This window comes from Rhodoferax sp. GW821-FHT07G04 (assembly GCF_059418585.1).
In genome coordinates this window covers 42660-59992 of the sequence record NZ_JBWKQD010000002.1, presented here as the reverse complement: position 1 = coordinate 59992, position 17333 = coordinate 42660, and the positions used below count along the sequence as shown (strand labels likewise).

At 63.3% G+C, this 17333-nt stretch carries 16 protein-coding genes; 11 read left to right on the top strand and 5 right to left on the bottom strand.

Annotated features, from left to right (window positions below):
- Positions 1-42 precede the first annotated feature (42 nt).
- The 3 genes from cysM to AC07OO_RS09440 are packed head-to-tail and all read left to right on the top strand — an operon-like array spanning position 43 to position 1720.
- A complete protein-coding gene (gene cysM, locus AC07OO_RS09450) occupies positions 43-945 on the top strand; it encodes a cysteine synthase CysM (protein WP_495081849.1) in 903 nt (300 codons plus the stop codon).
- A complete protein-coding gene (locus AC07OO_RS09445) occupies positions 942-1478 on the top strand; it encodes an NUDIX domain-containing protein (protein WP_495081848.1) in 537 nt (178 codons plus the stop codon). Before cysM ends, AC07OO_RS09445 begins: the two co-directional genes overlap by 4 nt.
- A gap of 14 nt (positions 1479-1492) precedes the next feature.
- Positions 1493-1720, top strand: a complete 228-nt coding sequence (locus tag AC07OO_RS09440) for a sulfurtransferase TusA family protein (protein ID WP_495081847.1) — start codon at positions 1493-1495, stop codon at positions 1718-1720.
- A 147-nt stretch (positions 1721-1867) separates the two neighbouring features.
- On the opposite strand, the gene AC07OO_RS09435 is transcribed toward AC07OO_RS09440, so the two are convergent.
- Positions 1868-4870, bottom strand: coding sequence for a valine--tRNA ligase (locus tag AC07OO_RS09435; protein WP_495081846.1), 3003 nt, complete (start codon positions 4868-4870; stop codon positions 1868-1870).
- 198 nt (positions 4871-5068) lie between these two features.
- On the opposite strand from AC07OO_RS09435, the gene AC07OO_RS09430 reads away from it, so the two are divergent.
- The 7 genes from AC07OO_RS09430 to AC07OO_RS09400 all read left to right on the top strand — a co-directional run bounded on the left by AC07OO_RS09430 (position 5069) and on the right by AC07OO_RS09400 (position 9464).
- Positions 5069-5602 (top strand): GNAT family N-acetyltransferase, encoded by a 534-nt coding sequence (locus AC07OO_RS09430; protein WP_495081845.1) that lies wholly within the window; start codon positions 5069-5071, stop codon positions 5600-5602.
- Positions 5599-6267 (top strand): ABC transporter ATP-binding protein, encoded by a 669-nt coding sequence (locus tag AC07OO_RS09425; RefSeq protein WP_495081844.1) that lies wholly within the window; start codon positions 5599-5601, stop codon positions 6265-6267. Before AC07OO_RS09430 ends, AC07OO_RS09425 begins: the two co-directional genes overlap by 4 nt.
- On the top strand, positions 6264-7583 hold the full coding sequence (locus tag AC07OO_RS09420) for an ABC transporter permease (protein ID WP_495081843.1): 1320 nt from the start codon (positions 6264-6266) through the stop codon (positions 7581-7583). Before AC07OO_RS09425 ends, AC07OO_RS09420 begins: the two co-directional genes overlap by 4 nt.
- A 32-nt stretch (positions 7584-7615) precedes the next feature.
- Complete coding sequence (locus AC07OO_RS09415; protein ID WP_495081842.1) at positions 7616-8197, top strand: DUF3299 domain-containing protein; 582 nt, start codon at positions 7616-7618, stop codon at positions 8195-8197.
- A 73-nt stretch (positions 8198-8270) separates the two neighbouring features.
- The gene (locus tag AC07OO_RS09410; RefSeq protein WP_495081841.1) at positions 8271-8528 is read left to right on the top strand and encodes a type IV pilus assembly protein FimV; all 258 of its coding nucleotides are present in this window, start codon (positions 8271-8273) and stop codon (positions 8526-8528) included.
- Positions 8529-8872: 344 nt separating this feature from the next.
- Positions 8873-9061 carry a hypothetical protein gene (locus AC07OO_RS09405; RefSeq protein WP_495081840.1) on the top strand — a complete coding sequence of 63 codons (189 nt, stop codon included), beginning with the start codon at positions 8873-8875 and terminating at the stop codon, positions 9059-9061.
- Positions 9062-9269: 208 nt separating this feature from the next.
- On the top strand, positions 9270-9464 hold the full coding sequence (locus AC07OO_RS09400; RefSeq protein ID WP_495081839.1) for a hypothetical protein: 195 nt from the start codon (positions 9270-9272) through the stop codon (positions 9462-9464).
- A gap of 505 nt (positions 9465-9969) precedes the next feature.
- On the opposite strand, the gene pdxH is transcribed toward AC07OO_RS09400, so the two are convergent.
- Both pdxH and AC07OO_RS09390 read right to left on the bottom strand, forming a co-directional pair.
- Complete coding sequence (gene pdxH / locus AC07OO_RS09395) at positions 9970-10608, bottom strand: pyridoxamine 5'-phosphate oxidase (RefSeq protein WP_495081838.1); 639 nt, start codon at positions 10606-10608, stop codon at positions 9970-9972.
- 44 nt (positions 10609-10652) lie between these two features.
- Positions 10653-11237: a bactofilin family protein gene (locus AC07OO_RS09390; RefSeq protein ID WP_495081837.1), complete on the bottom strand. Its 585-nt coding sequence runs from the start codon at positions 11235-11237 to the stop codon at positions 10653-10655.
- A gap of 219 nt (positions 11238-11456) precedes the next feature.
- On the opposite strand from AC07OO_RS09390, the gene AC07OO_RS09385 reads away from it, so the two are divergent.
- Positions 11457-13175, top strand: a complete 1719-nt coding sequence (locus AC07OO_RS09385) for a DUF418 domain-containing protein (RefSeq protein ID WP_495081836.1) — start codon at positions 11457-11459, stop codon at positions 13173-13175.
- A 22-nt stretch (positions 13176-13197) separates the two neighbouring features.
- Here the strand turns inward: AC07OO_RS09385 and AC07OO_RS09380 are convergent, their stop codons facing one another.
- Both AC07OO_RS09380 and AC07OO_RS09375 read right to left on the bottom strand, forming a co-directional pair.
- Positions 13198-15600: a penicillin acylase family protein gene (locus tag AC07OO_RS09380; RefSeq protein ID WP_495081835.1), complete on the bottom strand. Its 2403-nt coding sequence runs from the start codon at positions 15598-15600 to the stop codon at positions 13198-13200.
- A 20-nt stretch (positions 15601-15620) separates the two neighbouring features.
- Positions 15621-17282, bottom strand: a complete 1662-nt coding sequence (locus tag AC07OO_RS09375) for an alkaline phosphatase D family protein (protein WP_495081834.1) — start codon at positions 17280-17282, stop codon at positions 15621-15623.
- Positions 17283-17333 lie beyond the last annotated feature (51 nt).

Genomic DNA, 17333 nt, shown 5'->3' with positions numbered 1-17333 from the left:
GACGCTGTTTACCAAGACCTAAATTATGGCACATTTAAGGGCATGAAATACCCAACTATTGAAGACGCGATCGGTAAAACACCGTTGGTCGCTTTGCAACGCATTGGCGCCGACTACAACGCAGCCCAGAACAACGTGGTTTTGGGCAAGCTGGAAGGCAACAACCCCGCAGGTTCGGTCAAGGACCGGCCGGCCCTGTCGATGATCCAGCGCGCGCAGGAGCGCGGCGATATCAAGCCTGGCGATACGTTGATCGAAGCAACCTCTGGCAATACCGGCATCGCCTTGGCCATGGCCGCAGCTATCAAGGGCTACCGCATGGTGCTGATCATGCCCGAGGACCTGTCTGTCGAGCGTGTGCAGACGATGAAGGCCTTTGGCGCCGAATTGATCCTCACGCCCAAGAGCGGCGGCATGGAATACGCGCGCGACCTGGCTGAGCAGATGAAGCGTGACGGCAAGGGCACGGTGCTGGACCAGTTTGCCAACCCCGACAACCCCCGCATCCACTACGAAACCACGGGCCCCGAGATCTGGGAGCAGACCGGCGGGCGCATCACCCACTTCGTCAGCGCCATGGGCACCACCGGCACCATCACCGGTGTGTCGCGCTTCCTGAAAGAGAAGAACCCCGCCATTCGCATCATCGGTGCCCAGCCATCGGAGGGCTCGCGCATACCGGGCATTCGCAAATGGCCGCAGGAATACCTGCCCAAGATTTACGACCCTGCCAATGTGGACGAGTTGGTGTATGTAGGCCAGTCGGACGCGGAGGACATGTGCCGCCGCCTGGCGCGCGAAGAGGGCATTTTTGGCGGCATTTCCGCGGCCGGTGCCTGCTGGGTGGCGCAAGAGATTGCCAAGCGCGAGAAGGACGCCACCATTGTGTTTGTGGTGTGCGACCGTGGTGACCGCTATCTGTCCACCGGCGTGTTCCCCGCATGAGCACCATGCAAGCCTTCAAGTTCTGCCCGCAGTGCGCCACGGAGCTGGCCCTCATTGCACGGGCCGAAGACGGTGGCGACAAGACGCGTCTGCGCTGCCCGGCTTGTGACTACACGCATTGGAACAATCCGGTGCCGGTGTTGGCCGCGGTCATTGAATACGACGGCCAGATTCTGCTGGCGCGCAATGCGGCCTGGCCGGGCAAGATGTATGCGCTGATCACCGGCTTCATGGAGGCCGGCGAGACGCCCCAGGAAGGCATTGCGCGCGAGATTGCTGAAGAGACCAACTTGACCACGGATTCGCTGGACCTGATTGGTGTCTACGACTTCCAGCGCATGAACCAGATCATCATTGCCTACCATGCGGTCTGCCGGGGTGAAGTGCGTTTGTCACCCGAGCTGGTGGACTACCGGCTCTATGCACCGCAGGATGTCAAATGCTGGCCGGCTGGCACCGGCTATGCGCTGGCAGATTGGCTCACGGCACAAGGGCACACGCCAAACTTCATAGAATTCCCCAAGCGAGATTGAGCGAACACATCACCATGCAAGCCGACAAAGAAATCGATACCCGCGGACTGAACTGCCCATTGCCTATTCTGAAGGCCAAGAAGGCGCTTTCGGATATGTCCACGGGGCAGACGCTGAAGGTAGTGTCCACCGACCAAGGCTCCATCCGCGACTTCCAGGCCTTTGCCCGTCAGACGGGGAATGAGCTGGTGGAGCAGGAGACCGTGAACAACGAGTTTGTGCACGTGCTGCGTCGGCGCTAACTTCCGACAGCGGCACGCGCCCGCAACAGACCGCAGGCGGATACCGCCGCTCGTGTCCCCCGCCCGCTACGCGGGCTCCTCCTTTACCTCGCTTTGGTACCCACCTCCGGTCCGTTGCTGGACCGGTCGGTGATGAGACGACCCAGCTCAGCCTAGGCGCTTCAGTTGCTCACGCAGCTTGTTCAGCGTATCCGTAAAGTCGGCCACGCGCTTGCGCTCTTGCTCCAGGACGGCCGGGGGGGCCTTGGCCACAAAGGCTTCGTTGCCGAGCTTGGTCTGGGCCTTGTTGATCTGGTCTTCCAGGCGTGCAATCTCTTTGCCAATCCGCAGTTTTTCGGCGGCTACATCCACTTCCATGTGCAAGCAGATGCGGGCCTCGCCGACCACGGCCACGGGGGCGGCCTGGGCTGCGGCTTGCCAGGCGGCTTCGTCGTCGAACAGGCGCACTTCGTTGAGCTTGGCCAGTGCCTGCAGCACGGGGGCCGAGGTCTTCAGGAATGCGGCCTCGCTTGCGCTTTGCGCCACGACGAACAGCGGCAAGCGGGTCGCGGGTGACACATTCATCTCGCCGCGCAGATTGCGGCAGGCGTCCACCAACTGCTTGAGCTTGGCGACGTGGGCGATGGAGCTTTCGTCGATGCGCTCAGGCTGGCTGATGGGGTAGGCGGCAATCGCAATCGACGGACCTTCGCGACCGGCAACGGGTGCCACCTTTTGCCACAGCTCTTCGGTGATGAAGGGCGTGATGGGGTGGGCCAGACGCAGCAGCACTTCCAGTGTGCGGATCAGCGTGCGGCGGGTGGCGCGCTGTTGTGCGGGCGTGCCGGTCTGGATCTGCACCTTGGCGATTTCCAGATACCAGTCACAGAACTCGTTCCACGCAAAGTCATAGATGGTGTTGGCGACGTTGTCCAGTCGGTAGTCGGTAAAGCCCTGGGCCACGTCGGCCTCGGCCTTTTGCAGCATGGAGACGATCCAACGGTCCGCGGGGCTGAAGTCCAGGTAGCCATGGGCAGAACCACCCACAGCGCACTCTTCCTTGGTGTGTTCCTTCAGGCCGCAGTCCTGGCCTTCGCAGTTCATCAGCACAAAGCGCGTGGCGTTCCACAGCTTGTTGCAGAAGTTGCGGTAGCCCTCGCAGCGTTTGCTGTCGAAGTTGATGCTGCGGCCCAATGACGCGAGCGCGGCAAAGGTGAAGCGCAGGGCGTCGGCACCGTAGGCGGGTATGCCTTCGGGGAATTCTTTTTCGGTGTTCTTGCGGACCTGGGGCGCGGTCTCGGGCTTGCGCAGGCCTTCCGAGCGTTTGGCCAGCAGGGGGGCGAGTGCAATGCCGTCGATCAGGTCGACCGGGTCCAGCACGTTGCCTTCACTCTTGCTCATCTTCTTGCCCTGGGCGTCTTTGACCAGGCCGTGGATGTAGACGTGTTTGAAGGGCACGCGTCCGGTGAAGTGCGTGGTCATCATGATCATCCGGGCGACCCAGAAGAAGATGATGTCGTAGCCGGTGACCAGCACGCTGGAGGGCAGGTAGAGGTCAAAGTCTTCGGTCTTTTCTGGCCAGCCCATGGTGCTGAAGGGCACGAGTGCGGACGAGTACCACGTGTCCAGCACGTCTTCGTCGCGGCGCAGCTGTGGGCCTACGGCCAACAGATTTTGCAGACGTGCGATGTCCGACGCCTGGTTGAGGTTGCGCGCCGTTAGTAGGTTGTTCTCGGTTTCACGCAGCCAGTTTTGCTTGGCTTCGGCTTCGTCGCGTGCGACCCAGACATTGCCCTCTTGGTCATACCAAGCCGGAATCTGATGCCCCCACCACAGCTGGCGGCTGATGCACCAGTCTTGGATGTTGTTCATCCACTGGTTGTAGGTGTTGATCCAGTTCTCGGGCACAAACTGCACCTGGCCGCTGTGGACGGCATCAATGGCTTTTTGCGCGATGGATTTGCCGGTGGCATCCCCTTCGCCCACCTTGTTGACGGCCACAAACCACTGGTCGGTCAGCATGGGCTCGACCACCTGGCCGGTGCGGGCGCAGACGGGCACCATGTTCTTGTGCGGCACGGCCTTTTCGAGGAAGCCTTGCTCTTCCAGATCCTTCAGCACGGCCTTGCGGCACTCATAGCGGTCCATGCCCTGGTAGGCGGCGGGGCCGTTGGCGTTGATCTTGGCGTCCAGCGTGAAGATGGTGATCAGTGGCAGGCCGTGGCGTTGGGAGCAGGCGTAGTCGTTGAAGTCGTGCGCGCCGGTGATCTTGACGCAGCCGCTGCCGAAGGCGCGGTCCACAAAATCGTCCGCAATGATGGGGATCTTGCGGTTGCACAGCGGCAGGTCGACCATCTTGCCGATCAGGTGCTGGTAACGCTCATCTTCGGGGTGCACGCACAGCGCGCCGTCGGCCAGCATGGTCTCGGGGCGGGTGGTGGCAATGTGCATGCCCTTCAGGGGCGTGCCATCGGCGGCGGTTTGTGGGCCATCGCTGAAGGGGTATTCGATGTGCCACATGAAGCTGTTGCGCTCTTCGTTTTCCACCTCCAGGTCGGACACGGCGCTTTGCAGAATCGGGTCCCAGTTGACCAGGCGTTTGCCGCGGTAGATCAGGCCCTGCTCGTACAACTGCACGAAAGTTTCGGTCACGGTCTTGGACAGCTTGGGGTCCATCGTGAAATATTCGCGGCTCCAGTCCACCGTGTCGCCCATGCGGCGCATCTGGTTGGTGATGGTGTTGCCCGACTTCTCTTTCCATTCCCAGACCTTCTTCAGGAACTCGGGGCGGCCCAGGTCGTGGCGGCTGAGCTTCTGGTCTTGCAACTGGCGCTCCACGACGATCTGCGTGGCGATACCCGCGTGGTCCGTGCCCGGCACCCAGACCGTGTTGGCGCCCAGCATGCGGTGGTAGCGCGTCAGGCTGTCCATGATGGTCTGGTTGAAGGCGTGGCCCATGTGCAGCGTGCCGGTCACATTGGGGGGCGGCAGTTGGATGGCAAAGGCGCTCTGGCCGGCCTTGGGTGCCTGCGTGCCGCGGTAGCCGGCTACACCGTAACCGCGCTTCTCCCACTCGGGTCCCCAATGGGCTTCGAGCGCCGAGGGCTCAAAGGATTTGGACAGGGACTGCAGGCCGGGTTGTGCGATGGGTGTGGATGCGGTGTCGGTCATGGTGGGGTATTTGGGTCAGAACCGGTGATTTTACTGGGGCAGCGAGCGCACGCATTGGCGGGTGCGCAGGCCAAGCCGCTGCGCTGGGCCGCCCCAAGCAAGGCTGAGCCCCCTCGGGGGGCAGCGAGTACACGCAGTGACGAGCGTGGGGGCTGCGGTTACTATGGCCGTCTTTTACGACGACGGGACACAACAGCAATGGGCCAGAAGGTGGTGTGCGAAACAGCGCGGCTGCGGATCAGCCATTTTGCGGAGGAGGGCGATGCGGCCTTCATCCTGCGCCAGCTCAATGAGCCGTCCTTCATCCGCAATATCTCCGACAAGCAGGTGCGCACGCTGGACGATGCCCGCGGCTACCTGCGCACCGGCCCCATCGCCAGCTATGCCAAGCACGGCTTCGGCCTGAACCGGGTGGCGCTGAAGGAGGGAGACACGCCCATCGGCATGTGCGGCCTGATCCAGCGCGACAACTTTGCCGATGTGGACATTGGCTACGCCTTTTTGCCCGAATACTGGTCCAAGGGTTACGCCATCGAAGCCGCACGCGGTGTGCTGGAGACTGCGGTGCGGGTGCACGGCCTGCAGCGTGTCATCGCCGTCGTCAACCCCGACAACGCCGAGTCCAGCCGCATGCTGGAAAAGATCGGCTTTGTGTTCGCGAAGATGGTGCGCATGCAGCCGGAGGAGGCTGAAATCCGCCAGTTCGCCATCGCGCTGCGCCCCTCTGCATGATCCAGACCTCCAGCCTCGCGTATGCCTACCCGGGCGGCGCCACCTTGTCCTTCCCCGATGTGGATGTGGCCCAGGGCGCGGTGCTGCTGCTCAGCGGGCCGTCGGGCTGCGGCAAATCGACCTGGCTGGCCCTGGTGGCGGGGCTGGTGGCACCCACGGCGGGTAGCCTGACGGTGGCGGGCCAGAAGCTGGATGCTATTAAATCCGTAGCGGCAGACGAATGGCGGGCGAGGGCTATCGGCTTTTTACCCCAAAGGCTTCACCTGAGCGCGGCACTCAGCGTCTACCAGAACTTGGCGATGGCGCAGTGGGCGGCCGGCCAGCCGGAAGACGCCGCGCGCATCCACACAGCCCTGCAGGCGCTGGGTGTGCGAGACCTCGCTCAGCGCAAGCCCGGCCAGTTGTCCGGCGGGCAGGCGCAGCGTGTAGCCCTGGCGCGGGCCGTGCTGCTGCAGCCCCAGGTGCTGCTGGCCGATGAACCCACCGCCAGTCTGGACGATGCCGCCGCGGCCGACGCCGTGGGCCTGCTGCTGGCCACCGCCAGAGCGCAGAACGCCACGCTGGTGATCGCCACCCACGATGCGCGCGTGGCAAGGCTGATTTCACCGGAGGCCTGTAGGCAAATCGTGCTCCAGCCCTCGTATCCATTGTCTCAGCCGCGATGAAAACACTAGCGTTCGCCTGGCACTATCTGTGGTCCCGCCCGTTGGGTGCGGCGCTCAATGTGCTGCTGCTGAGCCTGGGGCTGGCGTCCATCACATTCCTGCTGCTGGTCGGCTACCAGCTCAACCAGGCGTTCGAGCGCGACCTGGCCGGTGTGGATGTGGTTGTCGGCGCCAAGGGCAGCCCCATGCAGCTGATTTTGAGCGGTGTGCTGCACATCGATGTGCCGCCCGGCAATGTGCCGCTGCCGGCCGTGCAGGCGCTGGCCAAACACCCGCTGGTGGCCCAGGTCATCCCCCTGAGCCTGGGCGACAACGTGCAGGGCTACCGCATCGTCGGCACCTCGCATGACTATGTAGGCCTGTACAACGCCACACTGGCCCAGGGCAGGCTGTGGGATGCGCCCATGCAGGTGGTGCTGGGTGCCACGGCAGCGGCCAAGCTCGGTCTGCCTGTGGGCGGCCAATTGGTCGGCAGCCACGGGCTGGGGGCTGGCGGCCATGCGCATGGCGACAGCCGCTACACCGTGGTCGGCGTACTGGCGCCCAGCGGCAGCGTGCTGGATCGTCTGGTGCTGACCGATACCGCCTCGGTCTGGCATGTACATGAAGATCGGCATGAAGATGCAGGCAAGCCGGAACCTGAGGGCGCGCATGGCGAGCATGATGACAAGCCGAGCCACCCAGACAGCCACAAAGACGGGCACACGGGCGGTCACACCGACCATCACGATGGCAAGCATGACGCAGACCACGATGCCGAACGCGACGCCAAGCGCGAAGTCACGATGGCCCTGGTCCGCTACAAGACGCCGCTGGCCGCCATCAGCTTCCCACGCTACGTCAACACCAGCACCGGCATGCAGGCCGCCGCGCCGGCCGTGGAGGTGACGCGCATGCTGCACATGCTGGGCCTGGGCACCGACGTGCTGCGCGCCTTTGCCGGTGTGCTGCTGCTCACCGCGGGCCTGAGCGTCTTCATCGCGCTTTGGAGTGCCGTGCGCGAGCGCCGGGGCGATCTGGCGCTGTTGCGCATGCTGGGCGCGCCACCGCGCAAGATCGCCGCCTTGCTGCTGTGCGAGGCGCTGTGGCTAGGTCTGTTGGCGGCGGCCATGGGTTTGCTGCTGGGGCAGGGCTTTGCCGCGGCGCTGGGCTGGTTTTTGCAGCTCGACAGCACGCTGCTGATAGCCGGCATGGTCTGGCCGCCCGCGCTGGCTGTGGTGCCAGCCCTGGCGCTGGGCGTATCCTTGGGGGCCGCGCTGCTGCCCGCGCTGGGCGCCTACCGCGTCAGCGTGCTGGAACTTCTGCAGGCGCGCTAGGTCTCACAAAGACGGTTTTGAAGAGAACGCATATGAAAAAAAGGCCTCTAGCCCTCGTATTGTTTAACTATGTTGCTACTGTTTGTATAGCGGTAGGCGGACCGTTGGCCGCACTGTCGTCGCTGGACGCGGCGGCCCAATCCCAACCACAAGCCCAGTCCCAACCGGCCGCATCGCCTGCGGCCCTGGGCGTGCCGGCCGGCACAGGGGCTGGTGTGCACAGCCCCAACAGCCCGTTTGCGCCCTTGCAAGAGCGCGCCGACGTGGTGCCCTGGTCGGTGCTGACCGATGTGAAAACCAAGGTCGAGAAGAACCGCATGCTGCCAATCTTCCCCGCCCCGGTGCTGGCGCTCAACCAGAAGAATCAGCGCGTGCAAGGCTTCATGATGCCGCTGGAGCCGGGCGAGAAGCAAAAGCACTTCCTCATCAGCTCGGTGCCGCTGACCTGCTCGTTCTGCGTACCCGGCGGGCCGGAGAGCATGGTCGAGGTCAAGACCAAAACCCCCATCAAGTATTCGCTGGAAGCCGTGGTGGTGGAAGGGCAGTTTGCGGTGTTGAAGGATGACCCGTATGGCTTGTACTACCGGATCGATGATGCGGTGGTGGTGAAGTAGGGGCTGCTTGCTCGGCTACAACACGTGAAGGCTGACGAATCAAGGCAGACTAGTACATGATGAAGGTGGACTGATGGACCCGACAGCAGATTTGGCATGGCTCAAATTGTTTGCCTTGCCTGTAGTGATTCTTTTGCTCATTGCAGCATTGCCCTGGCTATTGAAGCAGCAGCGCAAGCAGGCCAGACCCGTTGACCCGGTCGCCGAAGCGAACGTCTATTTTGCATACGGTCGGAAGGCGCAAGGCCTGCAAGTCCTGCGCGATGCGCTGGCCATAGACCCCACCAACGAGGCGGTGCTGGCCAAGCTGCGAGAGATCGAACGCAAGTGACTCCAGGGCAACTCGGGTTCTCAATGCTTCGCTACTGCTACCCCTCGACTCCGCGTTAAACGAGCGGTTCAATACGCTTGCTGCGTATGTTGAACATGAGCTTGGTATCCCAGCTGGTCATTGCACAGATGACACGCAGATGAGCATTGCGGTCTGTGAGGTCTTGCTCTCTGATGCCGCCGCGGGCGCAGCGTTTGCGGACGCGTTTGTCAGGTGTTACTCCAGCGCCGCCCCGCGCGCGCACGGAACATGCCCCACCAAAGCAGAGGGACGTTGGCCCTCGATCTGAGGTAAATACTGGGTTTTTATATATACTGATGTTTTGTCCAGTTAAATATAAAGCCATGATCAAGCAGGACGTCTATTTTTGGCAGATCCAGTGGGCCGGGCGTTGGATGATGACCTACAAACGGTTCACCGAAGAGGCTATCAAGCGCGAGCATCCAGAGGCCGTGCGCGTTGACGAATCGCGTGAGGAGCTACTGGTGCCGGAAACCCCGCTGGAGAAGGCGTTTTCGGTATTCAGAGCCTGAGCCGGATGCGGCCCATAGCACGGCGCGCCTCGGGTCTGGCTGATTGGATAAAGCCTGCCGCCGCGGGCAGGCTGGTCGTGGCGTCTTGCGGCGCACCGCCGTGATTGACTGACTTGCAAATGGGTGGGCATGCCCCCATTTGCAGGTTCATAACTACCCGTCGCAGGCACGGGCACAACAACAACGAGAAGACAAAAGAGGAGTTCCTATGCAACAGACACCATCCATGGCAGTACAACCCGCACGCGCGGCGACCTTGCCGTCAAGCGCACCGCCAGTCATCCGCCGACGCGTACTGTGGCCGTTCCCAGTGGGCGGTGGCGGCACACGGCGCAAGACCGACAACATGGCCGCAACCGCCCAGGCGGTCATTGCGACGACTACACGGGCATTCCTTGCCTAACTCAATGTGCGCCGAATTTTCACAGCTCTTTGCGTTTGCGCCGCCTCACTAGCTAGCTGTCTAACATACCCAATATGGGGTTGTTTGCAGGTTTTTGCACATTTTCAGAGTAAAAATTGCCGATAGCCCTCGTGGATTTTTGATGTGTTGCTATATAAATAGTAGCGCCATCGTGACTGTTGTATCCATCGGGTAGCGGGTTTTGCTCCGTGTCCCCCGCCCGCTGTGCGGGCTCCTCCTTTACCTGCGCAAAACCCACTACCCGATGGATACTGCGCGGCTTTGGTTTGTGCGGAGCTTGGGCAAAAGCCCGTTTGCATCAACTGCCCGAAAGTGATTCCGGCGGAAAACCGTTGCCAGCAAAGACTCCAGCAGCAGGCATTGGGTGGCCGTTCTGCGCAGGTAAAGGAGGAGCCCGAAGGGCGGGGGACACGGAGCAGAACGGCCACCCAATGCCTGGTGCGGGCGCACACCCGCAACGAAACGAACGAACGTGGGGGCTTGTCTAAGGCGCCAACCGCTCCCGCAGCCACGCGCCACTGGGCTCCAACGTATAGCGCAGCCGGTCATGCAAGCGGCTCTTGCGCCCCTGCCAAAACTGCCAAGTATCGGGCTTCATGCGGTAGCCACCCCAGTGGGGTGGTCGTGGCGGCTGCAGCAGGAATTGGGCAGCGTACTTGGCCGCATTGGCCACCAGCACACCGCGCCCCGAGATGACCTCGCTCTGTGGCGACGCCCAGGCACCAATGCGTGAATCCAGGGGCCGGGTTTTGAAGTAGGCATCGCTCTCTTCGGCGCTGACTTTTTCCACCACACCTTCAATGCGCACCACGCGCTCCAGCTCCACCCAGTGGAATTGCAGGGCGGCAAAGGGGTTGCCGTCGAGTTCGTGGCCTTTGCGGCTGTCGTAGTTGGTGAACCAGGTGATGCCCTGTGCGTCATAGCCCTTGATCAGCACGATGCGGGTGCTGGGGCGCAGGTTGCTGCCCACGGTGGCCAGCGTCATGGCATTGGGCTCGGGCACTTCACCCGCAATGGCTTCCTTCAGCCATTGGTCGAATTGCTGCAGGGGGTCGGTGTGCGAGGCCGACTCGTCGAGTTCGGCACGCTCATAGCTTTTGCGAAGGTCTGCAATAGAGGTCATGGGCGCAGTATAGAAGCGCCTTGCAACCCCATAGGGTGTGATGCCTATGCGGGTGCGGCCATCAGGCTTGCTTTGGGGGCCACCAGGATTTTGTTGTCCATTGCGGCGCCAAACTGGATGTCGCCCATCAATTGGCCACCTTCCTGGATGACGACCTTGCCGTAGCGAATCTTGCCCGTGACGCGGCCGGTGGCATAGATGACCAGTTTCTGGCGCACGGTCAGGTCGCCATTGAACTCGCCGTGGATTTCTGCGTAGTCGATGTCGGCCGAACCCTTGAATGCGCCGATCTCGGTGATGTGCATCACGCGCGAATCCATCGTGGCCTCGACCGTGCCTTCCACGACCAGGGTGTCGCAGTCGGTGATCTCCACGCCCTTGAGTTTGATGTTGGGCCCTACGGTCAGCTTACTGCCGCCTTCTTTGGTGGGAGCGCCCGACACCGGCGCGGCCGCAGCGGGGGCTGCCTGCGCGGCAGGGGCGTTGTTGTTGCCCATGCCGCCCGCGTTGGTGGAGCCAGACAGGGGATTCTGCTGGCCTTGCAGGCCGTTGGGAGAGCGGGTGTTGAGGTTGTTGGGGGAGGCCGGGGTCTCGGGGCGCTTACCAAAGAAAGGAGGTTGCATCGACATCAGGGTTCCTTTGAAAAATGGAGAAATTGATACTAGTCTTGCACCTCAGTGGAAACCCTTGGTGAATTGCAACATCGATAGCCAAAATGCCACCAAATGTTGCTGGTATAGGACTCGTCCTACAGCCAGTCTCGCAAATCCGCATTTCATCGCAAATATGTGCAGCAGACCGGTGAGCAGGAGTAGAGTGCGCGCTGTCACATAGAGGAGATCGACACCATGCAACAAGACATGCAGAACCCGCTCCCTGCAGCGGGACTTGCACCCACGGTTCCAGAGGCGCGCATCGAAGCGCTGGACGTGGTGCGCGGATTTGCCCTGTTGGGCATCTTCCTGATGAACATCGAGTTCTTCAACCGCTCCATGAATGGCATCGGCGAGGGCATGCCCCAGGGCCTGACGGGCCTGGACTGGTTTGCGAGCTGGTTCATTTCGTACTTCATCCAGGGCAAGTTCTGGACCATTTTTTCGCTGCTCTTCGGCATGGGCTTTGCCGTGATGCTGACCCGTGCCGAGCGCGCGCAGCGTGCATTCTTGGGGCCGTATCTGCGCCGCATTCTGGCGCTGGCCACCTTTGGCGCCGCCCACTACATCTTCATGTGGGCCGGTGACATCCTGTTCAGCTATGCAGTGGGCGCCGGTGCCTTGTTGATACTGCTCTACGGCCAGTGGAAGCCGCTGGTGGTAGCCCTGGCGGTGCTGGTGGGCATTGGTGCGGGCACGGGTGTGGAGCCCCTGTTTGGCATCGCGGGCTCGCTGGCCTTTGTGTCGCTGGTCTCGCTGTATGTGCGGGACGAAAAGCGCTTTATGGTGCGTGGCCACAGCGTGCCGCGCTTGTCGTTGATCCTGGGTGTGGCGGGCGTGGCAGCGGCCATTGCTGCCATCGTGCTGTGGTGCCTGCCCAATGGCCCCAAGGAGCCGCGCCTGCCGGTCAGCCTGTTCGCTGTCATTTTGCCGGTGATGGCGGTGCTGTCGGCCAAGTACAAAGACCCGGTGAACCTGCGCGAGGTGCGTCTGGGCTCCACCATCTACATCACGTCCTTCATCATCATGATCTTCTTCGGCGCGGTGGACTACCTGACACCGCCCGAAGCGGAGCCCACTCCAACAGCGGCGGTGGCCACGGCTGCAACCGCCGCGCCTGCCGCTGCAGACAAAGCTGCTTCTGGCAATGCCGCGGAGAAGAAGGCTGAAACGCCCGCAGAGAAGAAGGCCGCCAAGGCCAAGCGCCTGGCCAATCGGCTGGAAGAGCGCGACCGCGAAGTCCGCATACTGGCCAGCGGCAGCTACCGGGAGGTGGTGGAGATACGGGCCCGGCATTTCCCCGAAAAATTGGCCGGTGACGCGGGCTTTGCCACCGTGCTGATCGCCATGTTCCTGCTGGGCAGCTGGTTTGTGCGCTCCGGCACCATGGAAAACACCAGCGCCCATCTGCCGCTGTTCCGCAAGCTGGCCTACTACGGTCTGCCATTTGGCATAGGGCTGGGGCTGTTGGGCAGCATGATTGCCACGCACCACGTTCCTGGCGCGGAGCACGACGGCTTCCAACTGGCCCGTGGCATGGCCGTGCTGGGCAATCTGCCGGCCTGCCTGGGCTATGTGGGCATGGTGGTGCTGATGCTGCACAGCCGCTCGGTCTTCTCCGGCATACGCGTGCTGGCACCGGTGGGCCGCATGGCCTTGAGTAACTACCTGCTGCAGTCGGTCATCTGCTCGTTCTACTTCTACGGCTATGGCCTGGGCCATTGGGGCATGCCCCGTGCGCACCAGGTGGTATTTGTGGCCACCATCTTTGTGCTGCAGATCGCCTTCAGCCACTGGTGGCTGTCGCGCTACCGCTTTGGCCCCATGGAGTGGGTGTGGCGCGCCTTCACCTACCGCACCACGCCCCCCATGCGGCGTGCGGCCGTGCCGTCTGCAAAGACCGTGGCGGCCTGACTGGCTGCCACTGCAACTGCCGCTACGGACCGGGCTGCAAGTCGATGCGCTGCACCGTGGCAGCCTCTACCGCCTTGCGGGTATAGAGCAGCGGAAAGTAATCCCCCGCCAGCCACAGCGGGGCCAGGTCCTTGTAGTGCGGGCTGTCCGGGTCGCCGGATTGGCCCGGCATGTTGACGGCGCGGGAGTTATCCCAGTTGCCCACGTCGATGACCACGCGGAACGACGGGCCGCTGAGCTGGCGGAAGTCCCGCGGGTCGTAGCTGGACTGGTTGGGCGTGCTGGCCCCGCCCGACTTGGGCAGCGGCCCCACATTCAGCTTGGCGGCCTGCGCGGTATCCACCGCCGCAGCAAAGGGGTGCGTCACCAGGGCGTGTTGCAGCTTGCCCCACTGCCATTGCTGCGGGTCGCTACCCAATAGTTTGTGCGTGTCGGTCCAGGCCAGGTTCAGGCTGGTCAGCAGCACCCAATCGCGCTTGGCCACGGCCTCGCTGCCGAACACCGAGGCCGGTTTTTCAAGCCCCTCCAGCAGCACCGATGTGTCGGGCATGGCCAGCACGGCCGAAGACTTCTTGGGAACCACGACCTCTTTGAACACATAGCCCAGGTAGCGCGACCACCAGACTTCGAACAACGCGGCCGCCGCCGAATCGGCACGCTCCACACCATCCCAGCCGCGCAGCACATTCAAAGCGGCCTGGGTCTTGGTGTCCGGTGAGGTCAGGTGCTTCAGCAGCGCCAGCACGCGTCGCGCCGGTATCGACAGCACATCGTTTTGCAAGCGCATGGAGTCTTCCAGGGACAGCTTGCCGGGTTTGGACAAGACTTCGCGCAGGCGTTGGTAGCGGTCGGGGCTGGCCCATTCGAAACCCAGCTTGTGCTTGCGGTAGGCGTAGTCCGCAGGCAGGTTCATCTCGTTGGCACTGGCGAACCAGCCCTGGGGCGGGTTGTAGAGCGAGGGCAGTTGTGTGCCGGGCAGGAAGCCGGCCCATTCGTAGCGGCCGTCGCCGGGCACAGGCATCAGGCCGTCCCAATTGGGGCGCACCGGTGCCAGGCCACCGGCCACCCAGCCGATATTGCCCTTGGCATCCGCATAGACCTGGTTCTCGCTGGGCGCACCCCAGCGCGCCATGGCCTGTTTGAACTCCTGGAAGTTGGTTGCAAACATGTAGTCGATGCTGCCGAAATAGGGCGCCATGCCGGGTTCAAACCAGGCCGAGCGCACGGCATAGGCGCGGTCCTTGGCGACTTCGGTGTAGATGACCGGTCCGTGCCGTGTGAAGCGCAACTCGGCATCGACTGGCTTGGCGCCTTTGACCGCAATGGATTCGCGCAGCACGGTGAATTTTTCCCACTGACCCTTGTAGCGGTACTCCTGCGGGTTGGCCGGGTTCAGCGCGTAGGCGTAGAGGTCTTCCTGGTCGATGCTGAAGATGGTCAAGCCAAAGGCGATCTGCCCGTTGTGGCCGATGGAGATGCCGGGTAGCGCCGGCTCGCCCGCGCCCACGACATCGAGCTTGGGTGCATTCAGGTGGGCGATGTAGCGCAGCGAGGGCACGGAGTAGGCGCGGTGCGGGTCGCTGGCCAGCATGGCGCGCCCGGTTGTGGTTTTGGAAGGGGCCAGGGCCCAGGCGTTGCTGCCCTCGCTGGGGGCTGGCGTTGCGTCCATCGCTAACGCGCTGGTGCCGTCGCCATGCGCCGCACTGCCAGTCAGCACACCTGCTTTGCCGAGCGTGACGCCTTGCGTTGCCAATTGGAAGACCTTGAGCAAGTCCCGGGGCAGGCAGGGGTCCAGGCCCTCGGGCACCTGTGTTTCCCACGGTGGCGACAGGCGCACCCGCATCGCGTCGGTTTTGACGGTGTCGTGGCAGGCCACAAAGGCGCGTGCCACCTCGGATGTCAGGTTGCGGGTAAGCGCATGGCTGCGGATGCGCACCACGTCTTGCGCCTGCCACTTCTCGGGCTTGTAGGCGAACTGCTTGAATTCGAAGGGCAGCCTCTGCGGGTCTGCTGCCACGGCGTCGATATAGGCGTTGATGCCGGCGACAAAGCGTTCGGCAATGCCCTGCGCGTTCTTGCCATAGGCCTGCCATTCCTTTTGCATGTCGCCGCGGTACAGGAACAGGCGGCTGGCCGTGTCCTGCTCCACGTAACTCGGCCCAAACACTTCGGCCAGCCGACCCAGGCCGCGACGGCGCCACAGGTCGATCTGGAACAGGCGGTCGCGCGCGGCGTTGTAGCCCTGCACAAAGAACACATCGTCCTGGCTGGCGGCATAGATGTGGGGCACGCCCCAGCGGTCCACCAAAATCTGTGCGGGCTGCTGCAGGCCGGATACCTTGATAGTGGTCGTCGTGGGCACGGCTGGCGCTGTGGTGGCGCTCAGCAGTGCGGCGCACAGGATGGTAAGGGTGAAAGGTCTCATCAGCACAAACGGGTTTTGATTCAGGCTACGCGCTGCACGGCGGGCTTGCCCGCTTGCACCGCAAACTGCGCCAGGGTTTCTATGCGGGAATCCGGGGTGCGCACATCGTCCACCACGCGCAAGGTGGTCGTGAGCTGCTGGGGCGTGATGTCTACCACGCCATAGCCGTGGCGTTCGGCATCGGCAAAGATGAAATGCGGATTGCGGGCCAGGCGCTCCGCGGTTTTACTGTTGTTGCTGCTGCCGCCACGCGACGTGATGCTGGTGCCGCAGAACTCTACGCCCAGCGTGGCGCTGTCCGCTTGGCTGTAGTCGGCCTTGATGTGGCCGACCCAGTTCTCGTGCACATCACCGCCCAGCAGCACCGGGTTGGCCACCTGGTGCTGCTGCAGTGACGTGGTGACGCGTTGCCGTGCGGCGGGGTAGCCGTCCCAGCCGTCGTTCCACAGCGTTTGCACGGGGCCGGCCTTGTGGAAATCGCGCGCGCCAAACAGCGTTTGCTGGGCGATCACATTCCAGCCCGTGCTGCCCTGGGCCAAGGCCTGGTCCAACCATTGCTCTTGGACGGTGCCCAGCAGCGTGCGTTGGGGTTGTGACCAGATGGCGCATTCGGCAGGGTGCAGCGTGCCCGCGCCCGGCTGGTTGTCGGGCGTGCAGGCCTGGGCGTCGCGGTACTGGCGGTCGTCCAGCCAGTAGAGTGTGGCGAGCTTGCCAAAGCGCGTCCGGCCGTAGATGCGCATCTCGGCACCGCTGGCCAGGCCTTGCAGGCCCTGGGTCAGCACGCGGGCCGGCAAGGGCATGTGCTCGTAGTAGGCTTGGTAGGCGGCCGCGCGGCGGGCCAGAAAGTCGGCCACCAGCGGGCCGTTTTCGCCGACGTGGGTGCCTGCGTAGTCGTTTTGTACCTCGTGGTCGTCCCAGACCGTGAACCAGGGGCAGGCGGCGTGCATGGCTTGCAGGTCGGCATCGCCGCGGTGCAGGGCGTAGCGGGCGCGGTAGCCGTCCAGCGTGGTGACCCAGCCGCCGGTGGGCACGCGCACGGCGTGGGCGGAGTTGGGGTATTCGTAGATGTAGTCGCCCAAGAACAGCACGGCGTCCAGGTTCTCGGCGGCCATGTGGCGGTAGGCGCTGAAGTAACCGTGGTCCCAGCGCTGGCAGGATGCATAGGCCAGGCGCAGGCGCTGGGCGTCTGCATCCGGCGCCGGGAAGGTGCGGGTGCGCCCGGTGGTGCTGACCGCATCACCCGCGCGAAAGCGGTAGTAGTACCAACGATCGGGCTGCAGCCCCTGGGGCTCCACGTGTACGGAGTGGGCCAGCTCGGGCAGGGCCAGGGCCTGGCCGCTGCGGGCGATGCGGGTGAACTGCGCATCGTGCGCGACCTCCCAGCGCACGGCAATCGGCTCACTGCCCAGCGTGGAGCCACCCAGCAACCCGGTTTGTAGCAGGCGCGTCCACAGCACCACGGTCTCGTGCGCAGGGAAACCGCTGGCCACGCCCAGCGTGAAGGGGTTACCGGTGAAGCGGGTCTTGCACCAGGCGTTGCTGGGCAAGACCAGGGCTGTCGCACCCGCGCCCATCAGCTGCAGCAACTGGCGGCGCGATGGCAAGCCCGGCGGCGGCGGGGCAGGGGGCTGGCGTGGGGGCATGGGCAGATGGGGGTTGGGTTGGGCAATGGTACCCAGCACGGTGCGGCACCATACAAACTTGTACCACGCTGGTAACTAAAGTTGTGCCAA